The organism is Niveibacterium microcysteis (genome assembly GCF_017161445.1).
In the GTDB taxonomy this organism is placed as follows: Bacteria; Pseudomonadota; Gammaproteobacteria; order Burkholderiales; family Rhodocyclaceae; genus Niveibacterium; species Niveibacterium microcysteis.
In genome coordinates this window covers 1,306,512-1,318,829 of sequence record NZ_CP071060.1, presented here as the reverse complement: position 1 = coordinate 1,318,829, position 12,318 = coordinate 1,306,512, and the positions used below count along the sequence as shown (strand labels likewise).

Annotated in this window: 14 protein-coding genes, 1 tRNA gene and 1 pseudogene; 4 read left to right on the top strand and 12 right to left on the bottom strand. The window is 58.8% G+C overall.

Annotation, left to right across the window (positions count from 1 at the left end):
• The first annotated feature begins 7 nt into the window (after positions 1–7).
• Entirely contained in the window at positions 8–1,270 is a 1,263-nt protein-coding gene (gene lplT / locus JY500_RS06130; protein ID WP_172198244.1) for a lysophospholipid transporter LplT, read from the top strand.
• A gap of 51 nt (positions 1,271–1,321) precedes the next feature.
• Here the strand turns inward: lplT and JY500_RS06125 are convergent, their stop codons facing one another.
• A complete protein-coding gene (locus tag JY500_RS06125; protein ID WP_206255531.1) occupies positions 1,322–2,146 on the bottom strand; it encodes a uracil-DNA glycosylase in 825 nt (274 codons plus the stop codon).
• A gap of 310 nt (positions 2,147–2,456) precedes the next feature.
• Here JY500_RS06125 and JY500_RS06120 point away from each other — a divergent pair.
• Positions 2,457–2,843, top strand: a pseudogene (locus JY500_RS06120) (tyrosine-type recombinase/integrase); the annotation flags it as partial.
• 74 nt (positions 2,844–2,917) lie between these two features.
• Here JY500_RS06120 and JY500_RS06115 read toward each other — a convergent pair.
• The 3 genes from JY500_RS06115 to JY500_RS06105 form a co-directional block, all read right to left on the bottom strand.
• A tRNA-His gene (locus tag JY500_RS06115) sits at positions 2,918–3,013 on the bottom strand.
• Between the two features lie 651 nt (positions 3,014–3,664).
• Positions 3,665–4,087: an SRPBCC family protein gene (locus tag JY500_RS06110; RefSeq protein WP_206255529.1), complete on the bottom strand. Its 423-nt coding sequence runs from the start codon at positions 4,085–4,087 to the stop codon at positions 3,665–3,667.
• 131 nt (positions 4,088–4,218) lie between these two features.
• Positions 4,219–4,866 carry a hypothetical protein gene (locus tag JY500_RS06105; RefSeq protein ID WP_206255528.1) on the bottom strand — a complete coding sequence of 216 codons (648 nt, stop codon included), beginning with the start codon at positions 4,864–4,866 and terminating at the stop codon, positions 4,219–4,221.
• A 121-nt stretch (positions 4,867–4,987) separates the two neighbouring features.
• Between JY500_RS06105 and JY500_RS06100 the strand changes: the two genes are divergently transcribed.
• Positions 4,988–6,007, top strand: a complete 1,020-nt coding sequence (locus JY500_RS06100) for an IS110 family RNA-guided transposase (protein ID WP_206255526.1) — start codon at positions 4,988–4,990, stop codon at positions 6,005–6,007.
• A gap of 367 nt (positions 6,008–6,374) precedes the next feature.
• Here the strand turns inward: JY500_RS06100 and JY500_RS06095 are convergent, their stop codons facing one another.
• From JY500_RS06095 to JY500_RS06085, 3 genes are all read right to left on the bottom strand, one after another.
• Positions 6,375–6,908 carry a hypothetical protein gene (locus JY500_RS06095; protein ID WP_206255524.1) on the bottom strand — a complete coding sequence of 178 codons (534 nt, stop codon included), beginning with the start codon at positions 6,906–6,908 and terminating at the stop codon, positions 6,375–6,377.
• A 108-nt stretch (positions 6,909–7,016) separates the two neighbouring features.
• On the bottom strand, positions 7,017–7,451 hold the full coding sequence (locus JY500_RS06090) for a hypothetical protein (protein ID WP_206255522.1): 435 nt from the start codon (positions 7,449–7,451) through the stop codon (positions 7,017–7,019).
• Between the two features lie 105 nt (positions 7,452–7,556).
• Positions 7,557–8,090 (bottom strand): DUF2199 domain-containing protein, encoded by a 534-nt coding sequence (locus tag JY500_RS06085; RefSeq protein ID WP_206255521.1) that lies wholly within the window; start codon positions 8,088–8,090, stop codon positions 7,557–7,559.
• Between the two features lie 93 nt (positions 8,091–8,183).
• Here JY500_RS06085 and JY500_RS06080 point away from each other — a divergent pair, with 93 nt between their 5' ends.
• On the top strand, positions 8,184–9,203 hold the full coding sequence (locus JY500_RS06080; protein WP_206255513.1) for an IS110 family RNA-guided transposase: 1,020 nt from the start codon (positions 8,184–8,186) through the stop codon (positions 9,201–9,203).
• 407 nt (positions 9,204–9,610) lie between these two features.
• Here JY500_RS06080 and JY500_RS06075 read toward each other — a convergent pair whose 3' ends face one another.
• The 5 genes from JY500_RS06075 to JY500_RS06055 all read right to left on the bottom strand — a co-directional run bounded on the left by JY500_RS06075 (position 9,611) and on the right by JY500_RS06055 (position 12,245).
• On the bottom strand, positions 9,611–10,162 hold the full coding sequence (locus tag JY500_RS06075) for a hypothetical protein (protein WP_206255519.1): 552 nt from the start codon (positions 10,160–10,162) through the stop codon (positions 9,611–9,613).
• Between the two features lie 96 nt (positions 10,163–10,258).
• Positions 10,259–10,468 (bottom strand): BrnA antitoxin family protein, encoded by a 210-nt coding sequence (locus JY500_RS06070; RefSeq protein WP_206255518.1) that lies wholly within the window; start codon positions 10,466–10,468, stop codon positions 10,259–10,261.
• 13 nt (positions 10,469–10,481) lie between these two features.
• On the bottom strand, positions 10,482–10,760 hold the full coding sequence (locus JY500_RS06065) for a BrnT family toxin (RefSeq protein WP_206255517.1): 279 nt from the start codon (positions 10,758–10,760) through the stop codon (positions 10,482–10,484).
• A gap of 638 nt (positions 10,761–11,398) precedes the next feature.
• Positions 11,399–11,797, bottom strand: coding sequence for a DUF4304 domain-containing protein (locus JY500_RS06060; protein WP_206255516.1), 399 nt, complete (start codon positions 11,795–11,797; stop codon positions 11,399–11,401).
• 154 nt (positions 11,798–11,951) lie between these two features.
• Positions 11,952–12,245 (bottom strand): DUF3144 domain-containing protein, encoded by a 294-nt coding sequence (locus tag JY500_RS06055; protein WP_206255514.1) that lies wholly within the window; start codon positions 12,243–12,245, stop codon positions 11,952–11,954.
• Between the last annotated feature and the right edge of the window lie 73 nt (positions 12,246–12,318).

The following is a 12,318-nucleotide window of genomic DNA, read 5'->3' as shown; positions in this document are numbered from 1 at the left end:
TATCAGGATGACCCCAGGCTTCTACATCATCATGGCCGCGCAGTTCTTTTCTGCGCTTGGCGACAGTGCTTTGCTCATCGCAGCGATTGCGATCCTGCGGGATATGCAGGCACCGGCGGCATACGAACCGCTGCTGAAGCTCTTCTTCACGGTGTCCTACGTCGTCTTGGCGGCCTTCGTGGGCGCGTTCGCCGACTCGATGCCCAAATGGCGCGTGATGCTGATCAGTAACGGCATCAAGGTACTCGGCTGCGGCATGATGTTCTTCGGTGTCCACCCCTTGCTCGCCTACGCAGTTGTCGGCCTCGGCGCGGCAGCCTACTCGCCTGCGAAGTACGGCATCCTCACCGAACTCTTGCCAGCGCGGTTGCTGGTCGTCGCCAACGGCTGGATCGAAGGCCTGACCGTCGGGGCAATCGTCATCGGCACCTTGGTGGGTGGCCTGCTGATCGAGCCAAGCTTTGTCGGAAAGATGCTTGCGTTCGACTTCCCCGGCATCGATACCGGCATCGATACCCGTGGCGAACTCGCTATTTCCATCATCGCCGTACTCTACGCAGTCGCCGCGATCATCAATCTGCGCATCCCGGACACCGGCGTCGACCACAAACCACTACGTAGCGGTCCGATCTACCTGATGCATGAGTTCGTACATTGCAGCCGGCTGCTGTGGCGCGACCGCCTGGGCCAAATCACGCTGGCCGTAACCACCTTGTTCTGGGGCGCCGGTGCGACCCTGCAGTTCATCGTCATCAAATGGGGAGAGGAGAACCTGCACCTGAGTCTCTCCAAGGCGTCGATGATTCAGGGCGTTTTCGCGCTTGGGGTTGCACTCGGTTCGATATTGGCAGCCCGAATCATCTCGATGCGGCGATCGATCAGCGTGCTGCCTGTCGGTATCGCGATGGGTCTGATCGTGAACGTCATGATCTTCGTGCACGACATCCGGCTCGCGATGTTCCTGATGGTCATCATCGGCGCGCTGGCAGGTTTCTTTGTCGTTCCGATGAATGCGCTGCTGCAGCACCGCGGCCACATCCTGATGGGCGCCGGCCACTCAATCGCCGTTCAGAACTTCAACGAGAACCTGAGCATCCTGGCCATGACCGGCCTCTACGCCCTGCTGATCTGGGGCGGCCTGTCGGTCCACGCGGTGATCGTCATGTTCGGCGCCTTCGTCGCCGGCACCATCTTCCTCGTCAAACTCCGGCACGAGGCCAATCAGCGCGAACGGGACTCCGTCAGCCAGCTGGACGATTGCCGGCACTAGGCCGGCTCGCGGAGTTCAACGGACTGAACCGCCTAGCGCAACTCGAAGAGTTCAGGCTGTCTCTTTCACCTTGGGCGGCGACGACGCCAAGGTCTTTCGGGCAAAACACAAGTCCGCCCACGCCTTGCCCTTATCGGCTGGATTCCGTAGCAGATAGGCCGGATGGTAGGTCACCACCACCGGGATCTCGCCAAATCGGAACACTTGCCCGCGCGCTGCACCGATCCGAATTTCTTGTTTCAACAAAGCCTGTGCAGCCGGCCGGCCTAGCGCGACGATGACACGCGGCCGAATCAACTCGATCTGCCGCTGCAGATAGGGGAAACACGCCTCGATCTCATCCGGCTCGGGCGTGCGATTATTCGGCGGCCGGCATTTCACCGCGTTGGCAATATAAACGCCGTGCCCCCGCGCAATCCCCAGACCAGCAAGCATCGCATCGAGCAGCTTCCCGGCTTGGCCTACAAACGGTTCGTCGCGCAGGTCCTCCTCGGCGCCGGGACCCTCACCAACAAAAAGCCAGTCGGCCTGTTGGTCACCGACCCCAACTACCGCATGGTTACGTTGCTCGCACAACCGGCAATGCACACATTCGGAAACTGCCATTTTGATTTCGGACCACCCCCACACATCAGGGAGACCCTTCGAAAAATCCTTACCGAGTTTGCCGACTGCCGACACAAGACTCGAGGTAGAGTCTCCGAAGCGGGCGACCCCCAGCGAAGCGGAAGCGCGAACCTCATCGCCCGAACCCCCATCCACTAAATGATCTGTGCTATCTATTGGCGCGCCAACAACTCGCAACGCATTCGCCGCAGCACCGCGCAAGCGCCATAGCGGTCCAAGTCCGAGTTCCTTACACAACGCTCTAGTCATAAGTCGGAGAGTGCTCAAGACGCACCGTCTGAATCATCCGGGATCTCGCAAAGGCTATTTGGCTCAAAGCAGACAGAGACGCTGTCCCGCTTCAGACCTCGGTCAAAGGTTGTCTCAGCGGAGGCATTCGGGGACAGTCCGACTCGCGATGGTCGCGAAGCCGCGCGGCCATCAAACGCATGGAGCTGGATTCGTCAGCCATGGTCTCGCGGACAGCAGCACTCCGTGCGATCGCTATAAGCCGAATATACACGGTGGACGACGACCTTGATGCTGGACTGCCCCGCCTCGACTAGGGGCAGTCCACCAATCCAGGACTGGGGCCGAAGTCGCAATCGAACTCAGCGGCCCACTGGACAAGCTGATTCAAAGGATCCGTGAACGCAAACGTCAAAGCGGCGGCGCTGCAACGGCGTCCTTGCTGGTCGATGAAGGAGGTCGGCCCATCGGCAAGGCGCAGCTCCGTTATCGCTTCAACAGGGCGCGAAAGCGCGCTGCCAAACGCGCGAGTGACGAGAAAGCCCGAGCCCGATTACTGTCGATTCAGTTCCGCGATCTTCGCGCGAAAGCAACCACAGACAAGCGCAACAGCGAGGGCCTGGAGGCTGCGCAACGGCTCCTTGGACATGAAGCCTACGACATGACGCAAGAATACACCCGCAAGCGCAAGGGCGACGTCTGCAAGCCAGTGAAGTGAGAATTGCGAACCGGCACCATGCTTCCGCAGAAAGCGAAAAACCCGCCAGAAGGCGGGTTTTTCTTGGGAAAGCTTGGGGCGACATACCGGGATCGAACCGGTGACACCTGGAATCACAATCCAGTGAGTTTTACTTATCCGTCAGTACGTTAGTCCAAAATCTCGGTCGCAAAAGGCGGACAACTAACAGTGTCAAAGCCTTGCGCGGCCTAGGGACTCAGGATCTTTGCGAACCGGATTTCCTATGCCTTGTAGCTCTGCGTGCGCATAGGGCGTCCGTCGGGCCAAGATCCGAGTAAGGAGCCCGCAACGACCCAAACGGGCGAGAATTATCACTTGCGGCGTCCCAGTCCTCATCAAAGACCGCGGTGACCGACGGGCAATGACAAAGCTCAGGGGAGTCAATCTCGCGCGCGATCGCCGAGGCGACGGCCCCTTTCGTCGCGATACCGCTTGGCGCACCGGAGCAAGACGAGGCCTCCGCCCACGACGACAACTGCGATAACCGCAAGAGCGAGGCGATCCGACGTCACTTTAGCAATCCTTTTTGGCTGATTCACAGCGTCCACAGTTTAACCATGTCACCGGATAGCCCGCTCGCTGCCGCAAGAAACACCAGCGCGCAACGTCATGAACGGCCGCTCCGCAGCGGTAGCGGGCACCGGCTCTGCCCCTCCCCTCGCCTCCTAACGGCCAATAGCGGTCGTTGGCGCTCGCCCGCGCGCTCAACGAACACACAACAAAAGCCGACGTTCGCGCCTCGCGGCAACGCTTGAGCTCAGGCCGCGGCCCGTCTGGGCCGTCGCACCTGCAACGAATGGTCAGCCGCCAGCACTTTGAACCTTCGCCTCAACGTAGCGCGCAAAGTTGTTAAGGATCGCCTGCCAACCACCTTGCTGCTGCTCGACGGAATGCGTGGTTTCGGCGTCGAAGGTGACTCTGACATCTACCCCACCTGGCGCCTCGATGAACTCTACCGTCGCAGCCCTGTCACCAAACGAGTACTCGAGCAACTGGTTCGGAATGACTTTGGTATAGGTACCGGCAAAGTCAAAGCCAAAGCTTCCGTCCTTTGCCTGCATTCTCGAAGAAAACTGCCCGCCGACACGCAGGTCTACACTGGACTTGGTCGTATGCCAGTCATCGGACGCGGCGTTCCAATGGACGATGTCTTCTGGGGTTGTATATGCCTTCCATACGCTCTTACTCGGAGCGCGAACGAATTTCTCTACCGTAATCTTCATGTCTGCTCCGAATTTTCTATGACTGCTAACGTTGAAAGTAACCGGCACCGGAGCGCAGCGGAGGGAACCAAACTGCGCAGCAGTTTGGTGTCCGGTTGACTGCACTGTTAGGCGGCTGCTGGTAAGCGAGACTAGTTGCCACGGTCGGCTGGAAGTAGAGGCAAGCGTGCGTACGTCTGAAAGAATGCAGCGTCTAGATGCTCGGCCGCAATCAACGGCCGATCAAGAAAGAACGCGTTATCGAACGTGGCGACACTAACCAGCCTACTGCCTATCTTCACCATGAACCCAATGTCGACGAGCGAGCATCTTTGGGGTTCTCCCGAGCTGAAAAGCAGTTCAGGATTAATAAGGGTTGTATTGAATGTTCTACTCCGAAATCTCTTCTCCAAACTCTCGACCATTCGATCCAGATTTGCATTTCCGGATTCAAGCGGCTCGTTGGGAGTCTCCTCAGAAAAGACGACCGCGCATCGCAAAATGGCAATGTCCGTAGCAATACCCGCCGCCACATTGGAATCCGCTTTCGGCTCTTGGTTTGCACCGTACTCTTCTTCGCGCAGTTTTGCGCGTTTAACCCACGAGTAGCCCACTTCGTCGAAGCTCCGCGACGACACCCAAACCTCTTCAGGTTCAGCAGAAATCCCAAATCCGGACTGGCAGGCAATGTCAATGAAAAGATGGTTTTCTGCTTTGACCCACGTAACTTCTTGCCCGGAAAGTCGCCGCAACAGATCCAGCTCTTGTTCTGTATAGAGAAGGTTAGATAGATCGTTCATCCCAGGCGCCTAACGAATGAAAGGGCATTCCCCATCCCGCGGTGCCGGTGGAGCGGCGTCGCGTTTTGAGTGCCACGATGGGATTGCACAACTCATCGTCATCTCGATGGAGGGGAAGCCCATGAAAATTGTGGTCCTTGGAATCGATCTGGCCAAGAACGTGTTTGCGTTGCATGGCGTGGATGAACACGGCAAACCTGCCCTTGTACAACCCTCGGTACGACGCGAGAAGTTGCTCGAGGTTGTCGCCCAACTGCCGCCCTGCTTGATCGGCATGGAAGCATGCTCGGGCGCGCACCATTGGGCGAGGGCATTTTCCCGCTTCGGTCACACCGTGCGTTTGATGGCGCCCAAGTTTGTGGTGCCTTACCGGCTTTCAGGCAAGCGCGGCAAGAACGACGCGGCGGACGCCGCTGCGATCTGCGAAGCGGTGCAACGGCCGGCGATGCGTTTCGTGCCGGTGAAGGATGAAGCGCAACAAGCGCATCTGACGCTGCATCGGGTCCGACAAGGCTTTGTCACCGAGCGCACGGCAATGATCAACCGCCTGCGTGGGTTGCTCGCCGAATTTGGCCATGTGCTGCCGCTCAAAGCGAGCGTTGTCCGCCGTCAGGCGCGTGCGGCGATCGAGACGCTGCCAAGCTTGGCGCGTGACGCGCTCGAAGATCTGCTCGTCACCATCGCCCAGCTCGACGAACGCATCAATGCCTACGACACCAAGCTGCGTCAGATCGCGCGGCAGGATCGGCGCATTACACGCCTGATGGCCCTGCCTGGTGTCGGCGAGACCAGCGCGGGCGCCCTGGTGGCGAGCATTGGCAACGGCCACGAATTCAAGAACGGACGGCAGTTCGCTGCCTGGCTCGGACTCGTACCGGGTCAATACAGCTCAGGCGGCAAGTCACGCCTGGGGCGCATCACCAAAGCCGGGGATGCCTACTTGCGAAGCCTGCTGGTGATGGGCGCTCGTGCGGTGTTGGCGCTGGCCGCCCAGCGTGAAGATCGCATTAGCCGCTGGGCGCGCGCACTCGCAGTGCGACGCGGCTACTGGCGCGCCGTGATCGCTGTCGCGGCCAAGAACGCAAGACTGGCGTGGGCTTGCCTTGCACGCGGCGACACGTTTGAACTCATTGCCGACTAACTCGTTTCCCGCCGATCGAGACGGCACGCGTTGATGAGCCAGGGTTGGACCCGCGCGAGGCATGTCCTGTTTAACTCGTGGCGGAAGCAAGCGCTTTCCGCGACTAACGAATGAGGCCCCCGCGCGCGTCTTTCATCAGGGTCCGCAGCCACAAGCGCTGCATCGATGACCGTTTGTAGTGTCGCAGTCCGTACCCCTCACTCAATCGAGCGACGCAGCCCAACGACCGGAAGAACAAAGCGGTTTGGCAGGAAGCAAAACGGCCACGTGTTGCGTGGCCGTTGGATCAGTTCGCCTTGACTACCGGGGAAGCCCTTGTAGTCCGACGTAAGGGGCCTGCCGCAGGCAGGTCCCCTTGACGGAGATGTTAGGCATCACGGCCGCCCCTACGGAACAAGGCGGTTGCCTTGTGGACCACGCTGCGCCAGAAGGCTGCTTCGGCTGCGGCAAGCTTGGCTGCCCAGGCTGGCATACCAGCTTGCGCCTGCAGCGAGGCCGCTGCCTCCTGACGCGACGCTCCAGCGAACACAGAGCGATAGACGGCGAGCATGACCTTGAACTCAACCAAGAGAATGACGGCAAGCGCCAGATAGCGGACGGACCAAAGAGAATGAATGATGAATTGACCAGACTCTGGCAGCAACTTGGAGGCACACCAGAACCCCAGAGATGCCAATGCAATGGCCCGCAGATAAGCGGGCTTGCCGCGACGCCAATAGCAAGCCAGATACAGGCCGGGAACAACTAGGGCGAGATCTGAAAGCAGTCCGACCTCGAGCAGGCGAGGTGACGACCACTTGGGAGTGTGGAGCGCCACCATGTCGGTGGCCACCACCAAGGCGGCGGCGAGGAAGAACCAATTGGCCTTCAGCCAGATGGGAAGCGATTGGACTCGGCTCATGGTTCGATTCTCCCTCCTCTTGATGCCTAACGTTGGACGTAACGGGCGCCGGAGCGCAGCGGAGGGAACCAAACTGCGTAGCAGTTTGGCGTCCCGTTGACGGACTGGTTAGGCCGCATTTTCCAATGTTGCCGTCTGGCCCTCTTCATCTAGCAATCGCAGTTCGTTGACAAAACGGTCGATGTCAGAAGGAACGACGACAAGGAATATGGCGCAAGACTCTGGCTTGTCTGATGGATCGGAGGGGGCACAGAACATCTTGATATGCACGCCCACATGCCCCGTTGAATCGCGACAGCTAAACGTGACCTGTATTTGCCCAAGGCTCGGGATGTTTGTTTGACCTAGCGTGAATTCTCTCTGGTCAGCGTGCGATGTAGGAAATCCGCTCAAACGCTCAGCTAGATCTGGAAGTTCGCCTGGCGCCACATACAAACTGATAACGCCTGAGAAATGATCACTGCGAGCGACTACGACAAGCTCCTGCAGGGCTGCATCTGACCAATCTAGCGTGAACAGCAGTTGATGATGTGGACGAGCCATATGCGGCCTAACGTTTGACGTGAGGGGCGGCCGGAGCCGCGAAGCGGCGGAGGGGACCGAAAAGCGCAGCTTTTCGGACGTCCCTCTCGACGGAATTGTTAGGGCTCATGCATTGCCCCGAGACACTAGTATCTGGTGATACCGGGAGGCCGGCATGCCTGCTTGAATTTCCCGCGCCAGCGCATGCGATTCGCTTTGCGCAAAAGCGAGCTTCGGGCGCTGGCTGCTTATGCCAAAGCGAATTCGTACAGGCAGACCGAGCGTGGCGCCATATTCTTTGATGTTGTTTGCCAAGAGGCCTTTGGCTTCCGGCTCATCGGTGGCGTCTACTTCGTAGATGGCAAGGTAGCGCTCAAATACCGGCCATTCCACCTCAGCCCAGGCGCCCCAGCCGTAATAACCGGAGGTGTCACTGAACGGAACCGGCAAGAGACAACGAATGAAATACCTCTCACCAAACTGACAGAGGTCAGAAGTCCACTTTGCACGCGCAGACCGTTGTTCTTCTGGTAGCGCCCAAACATCGTCGGGGAGCGCGAAGGCGGTGTCTGTGGGTGCCCCTTCATGCGACTTGCCGCAGACCGAGCAAAGGAAGGATTGGGGGGACGTCACTTTGAGCCCTAACGAATGAAAGGGCATTCCCCATCCCGCGGTGCCGCTTGAGCGGCGTCGCGTTTTGAGTGCCACGATGGGATTGCACAACTCATCGTCATCTCGATGGAGGGGAAGCCCATGAAAATTGTGGTCCTTGGAATCGATCTGGCCAAGAACGTGTTTGCGTTGCATGGCGTGGATGAACACGGCAAGCCTGCCCTTGTACAACCCTCGGTACGACGCGAGAAGTTGCTCGAGGTTGTCGCCCAACTGCCGCCCTGCTTGATTGGCATGGAAGCATGCTCGGGCGCGCACCATTGGGCGAGGGCATTTTCCCGCTTCGGTCACACCGTGCGTTTGATGGCGCCCAAGTTTGTGGTGCCTTACCGGCTTTCAGGCAAGCGCGGCAAGAACGACGCGGCGGACGCTGCTGCGATCTGCGAAGCGGTGCAACGGCCGGCGATGCGTTTCGTGCCGGTGAAGGATGAAGCGCAACAAGCGCATCTGACGCTGCATCGGGTCCGACAAGGCTTTGTCACCGAGCGCACGGCAATGATCAACCGGCTGCGGGGGTTGCTCGCCGAATTTGGTCATGTGCTGCCGCTCAAAGCGAGCGTGGTCCGCCGTCAGGCGCGCGCTGCGATCGAGACGCTGCCAAGCTTGGCGCGCGAAGCGCTCGAAGATCTGCTCGTCACCATCGCCCAGCTCGACGAACGCATCAATGCCTACGACACCAAGCTGCGTCAGATCGCAAGGCAGGATCGGCGCATCACACGCCTGATGGCCCTGCCTGGTGTCGGCGAGACCAGCGCGGGCGCCCTGGTGGCGAGCATTGGCAACGGCCACGAATTCAAGAACGGACGGCAGTTCGCTGCCTGGCTCGGACTCGTACCGGGTCAATACAGCTCAGGCGGCAAGTCACGCCTGGGGCGCATCACCAAAGCCGGGGATGCCTACTTGCGAAGCCTGCTGGTGATGGGCGCTCGTGCGGTGTTGGCGCTGGCCGCCCAGCGTGAAGATCGCATCAGCCGCTGGGCGCGCGCACTCGCAGTGCGACGCGGCTACTGGCGCGCCGTGATCGCCGTCGCGGCCAAGAACGCAAGACTGGCGTGGGCCTGTCTTGCACGCGGCGACACGTTTGAACTCATTGCCGACTAACTCGTTTCCCGCCGATCGAGACGGCACGCGTTGATGAGCCAGGGTTGGACCCGCGCGAGGCATGTCCTGTTTAACTCGTGGCGGAAGCAAGCGCTTTCCGCGACTAACGAATGAGGCCCCCGCGCGCGTCTTTCATCAGGGTCCGCAGCCACAAGCGCTGCATCGATGACCGTTTGTAGTGTCGCAGTCCGTACCCCTCACTCAATCGAGCGACGCAGCCCAACGACCGGAAGAACAAAGCGGTTTGGCAGGAAGCAAAACGGCCACGTGTTGCGTGGCCGTTGGATCAGTTCGCCTTGACTACTGGGGAAGCCCTTGTAGTAGAGCTAACCGGCGCTGCGCGGCTTTATCGCGCAGCGTCCAGCGACCAAAGGGAGCGAGGTTGAGCGCCGGGTTGGGCCTTGGGGTCACTGTTCGTCCTCCGGTTGAAGCGAAGAATATTGCCACGGGAATGCCGCGAGGATAGCCCGCGCCTCCGAATCAAATTCGTGGCGGTAATGATGCGCATGTGGGCCAAGAGTTGGTTTTGTCCCTTGCGAAAAGCCTAGGCTACAGAGAGCATTACTAAAACACTCGATCGGGCCGTAGCCATAGATGAGGTTGTGACGATCCCAGACTATCGTGGCGCCATCCGCCGGCGAATGCACCCAAAGATCGAAGCGCGCGTCGGCGGCGAAGAACGACGAATACTGCGAAATGAATGCTTGGAGTTCGGGTAGTTCAAGTCTTGGGCTTTGATAGCGGCCAGGCTCCCCCTCGCCGCGCGGTGTGTGCAACACGTATAGCGCGAAGAACGGTGGCGTTATGCATTCGATGAGCTTGAGCAATACCGCGGCGTCGCCACCTGGAACACCGGCAACGATACGCTGGGTATGAACTGACGTGGTTTCAACGGCGAAAACCGGAGCGTGGGAATGCGGAACCCATTGTTCCTCGGACTGATGGTCGAGCTTATGCATGAGAGGCCCAACGTTGGACGTAACGGGCGCCGGAGCGCAGCGGAGGGAACCAAACTGCGCAGCAGTTTGGCGTCCCGTTGACGGACTGGTTGGGCGTCACTTCCACTTGAGATTGAGCTTGCGGTTCGACGCAGCGCAGTCCCGGAGGTACAGGTTGATGAGGCTTTGGTAGGGGATGCCAACGTCTTCAGAGATGGATTTGAAGTAGTTGATGCACTCTTCGTCCAAGCGGATGGTGATTTGCTTCTTGAGCTGCGGAGCGTAGGGGTTCTTCGTGGATTTCGAGAAGTCGTATTCAGCGCGCATGGCTTGCACCTTTTCAGTAGGACGCGGCCTCTTGCTTCGTGGCTTTTCGAGCCGAGATGATGCGAATTACGTTCTCGGACGTGCGGTAGCAATGGCACACGACAAGCAGTTTCAGGCCTGAGCTGTAGCCCAGGAGGATGAACCGCTCTTCGTCTTCGGAATGGTCCGGGTCTGCGATTAGCCTTGCCCGGTCGTCGTAGAAGACGGTCTTGGCTTCTTCGAAGCTCACACCGTGCTTCTTGATGTTGGCCTTGGCCTTCGGCTCGTCCCACTCGAAGTGAAGTGTAGTCATGAAGTGACTGTAACTACGGTGTAGTTACGCGTCAAGATCTCGGGATGCCCTAGCCGGTGACGCCCAACGTTGAAAGTAACCGGCACCGGAGCGCAGCGGAGGGAACCAAACTGCGTAGCAGTTTGGTGTCCGGTTGACTGCACTGTTAGCCGGCGGCATAGGTTTCAATGAACTCGCCTTCTCCAGTAGCCCAGGACGACACGGATGCGGCAGAGACAGAAATGCTGGCGCCGGATGTGAAGGTGAGTGAGAGAGTGACATTTCCCGACGCGGTGAATGGTAGCGGGACAAGCGACATGGGCTGACCGTCGACAACAAGCTCACCGTCCGAAACGCGGCCGACGCAACCAGCCGCGGGCCCCGACAAAACGGCTTGGGAGAGAACCAACTCAGCCGGTTGTAAGTAGCCCGACCCTGCATCGAAACCCGGGCGCCCCGTGGAGTGATGGGTGTAGGCCCTCGAAAACAGGACACGAAGTGAACCGTCAGCGCCAAGGATTGCGCCAACATTTGAATCGTGAAATTCGAGGGCGACGTTCATTCGAGACGGCTAACGTGGAAGTAAGCGGACGCCGGAGCGCGAAGCGCGGAGGGAACCTGCAAGCGCCAGCTTGCAGGCGGTCCGCTTGACTGCAGGGTTAGGCAGATTCTTCATCTAGCCAAGTATCGGGAACGGGAAGCGGCGAGTACCAACCCTGTAACGCACGGGTTCTCACATCGTGTAGGGCATCGGGTATGCGGCAACAAGCCTCCATCACATACCCAGAAATTTCAATTGCAAGTGACTCAAGGTTTGCCGCCGTAAGGTCGTACGCAGCTGGTGCAGAGGGAGCCAGTCGTTCGAGTCTGCCATCAGCATGAAACTTTGAGGTTTCTCGTAGCGGGACTCCATCAATCGCCACGGCAACATTGATGTAAAAGTGCCAAGGCTCATCACCAGAATTCCAGGAACTGCCTTGAACTGAAACCAGCTCCGTATAGCCTTCGGACTTTCTCGTGAAATTTCTACCTTGTTTTTTAAAACCCATCGCCTTCATGTGCTTTTCGTGAAGGTGAGAACAAAAGGCATCGCCGAGTTTTCGAGCGGACATAGCTATGGGGCAACTTGCCTAACGTTGGACGTAACGGGCGCCGAGGCGCAGCCGAGGGAACCCAAATCCGTAGCATTTGGGTGTCCCGTTGACGGACTTGTTAGGCGCCGCCGACATACTTCTCGAAGTTGTTGATGTAGTCGTCTACGTTGTCTTCAAGCATGGCCCGATATTGATCGACAAAATAGTTGATCGTTTCTTCACGCTTGGCCTTCATTTCTTCCGCGCTCTCGGCCCAGCAGGCGGCGTTCCAGGCTTGGAAGCGCGCGCAGCCGTACATCATGGAGGCACTCACTTTGCCGCGACCAATGTTCGCGCAATGCTCATTCGCCAGGTGAATGTGGCTATCGGCGCGATCGTAGAACGTCGGGTCTTCCTTAAGGTCTGCGGCCATCAAATTCTCTGTTCTTTATTGAGTGCGCCGTGTAAATCTTGTGCGCCTAACGAATGAAAGGGCATTCCCCATC

What these genes read in the sequence shown, in the direction of transcription:
- JY500_RS06060 (WP_206255516.1), bottom strand. Translation starts at nt 11,797, where the DNA reads ATGAAGGCGATGGGTTTTAAAAAACAAGGTAGAAATTTCACGAGAAAG.
- JY500_RS06080 (WP_206255513.1), top strand. Translation starts at nt 8,184, where the DNA reads ATGAAAATTGTGGTCCTTGGAATCGATCTGGCCAAGAACGTGTTTGCG.
- JY500_RS06065 (WP_206255517.1), bottom strand. Translation starts at nt 10,760, where the DNA reads ATGACTACACTTCACTTCGAGTGGGACGAGCCGAAGGCCAAGGCCAAC.
- JY500_RS06110 (WP_206255529.1), bottom strand. Translation starts at nt 4,087, where the DNA reads ATGAAGATTACGGTAGAGAAATTCGTTCGCGCTCCGAGTAAGAGCGTA.
- JY500_RS06090 (WP_206255522.1), bottom strand. Translation starts at nt 7,451, where the DNA reads ATGGCTCGTCCACATCATCAACTGCTGTTCACGCTAGATTGGTCAGAT.
- JY500_RS06070 (WP_206255518.1), bottom strand. Translation starts at nt 10,468, where the DNA reads ATGCGCGCTGAATACGACTTCTCGAAATCCACGAAGAACCCCTACGCT.
- JY500_RS06095 (WP_206255524.1), bottom strand. Translation starts at nt 6,908, where the DNA reads ATGAGCCGAGTCCAATCGCTTCCCATCTGGCTGAAGGCCAATTGGTTC.
- lplT (WP_172198244.1), top strand. Translation starts at nt 8, where the DNA reads ATGACCCCAGGCTTCTACATCATCATGGCCGCGCAGTTCTTTTCTGCG.
- JY500_RS06100 (WP_206255526.1), top strand. Translation starts at nt 4,988, where the DNA reads ATGAAAATTGTGGTCCTTGGAATCGATCTGGCCAAGAACGTGTTTGCG.
- JY500_RS06105 (WP_206255528.1), bottom strand. Translation starts at nt 4,866, where the DNA reads ATGAACGATCTATCTAACCTTCTCTATACAGAACAAGAGCTGGATCTG.
- JY500_RS06085 (WP_206255521.1), bottom strand. Translation starts at nt 8,090, where the DNA reads ATGCCCTTTCATTCGTTAGGGCTCAAAGTGACGTCCCCCCAATCCTTC.
- JY500_RS06055 (WP_206255514.1), bottom strand. Translation starts at nt 12,245, where the DNA reads ATGGCCGCAGACCTTAAGGAAGACCCGACGTTCTACGATCGCGCCGAT.
- JY500_RS06075 (WP_206255519.1), bottom strand. Translation starts at nt 10,162, where the DNA reads ATGCATAAGCTCGACCATCAGTCCGAGGAACAATGGGTTCCGCATTCC.
- JY500_RS06125 (WP_206255531.1), bottom strand. Translation starts at nt 2,146, where the DNA reads ATGACTAGAGCGTTGTGTAAGGAACTCGGACTTGGACCGCTATGGCGC.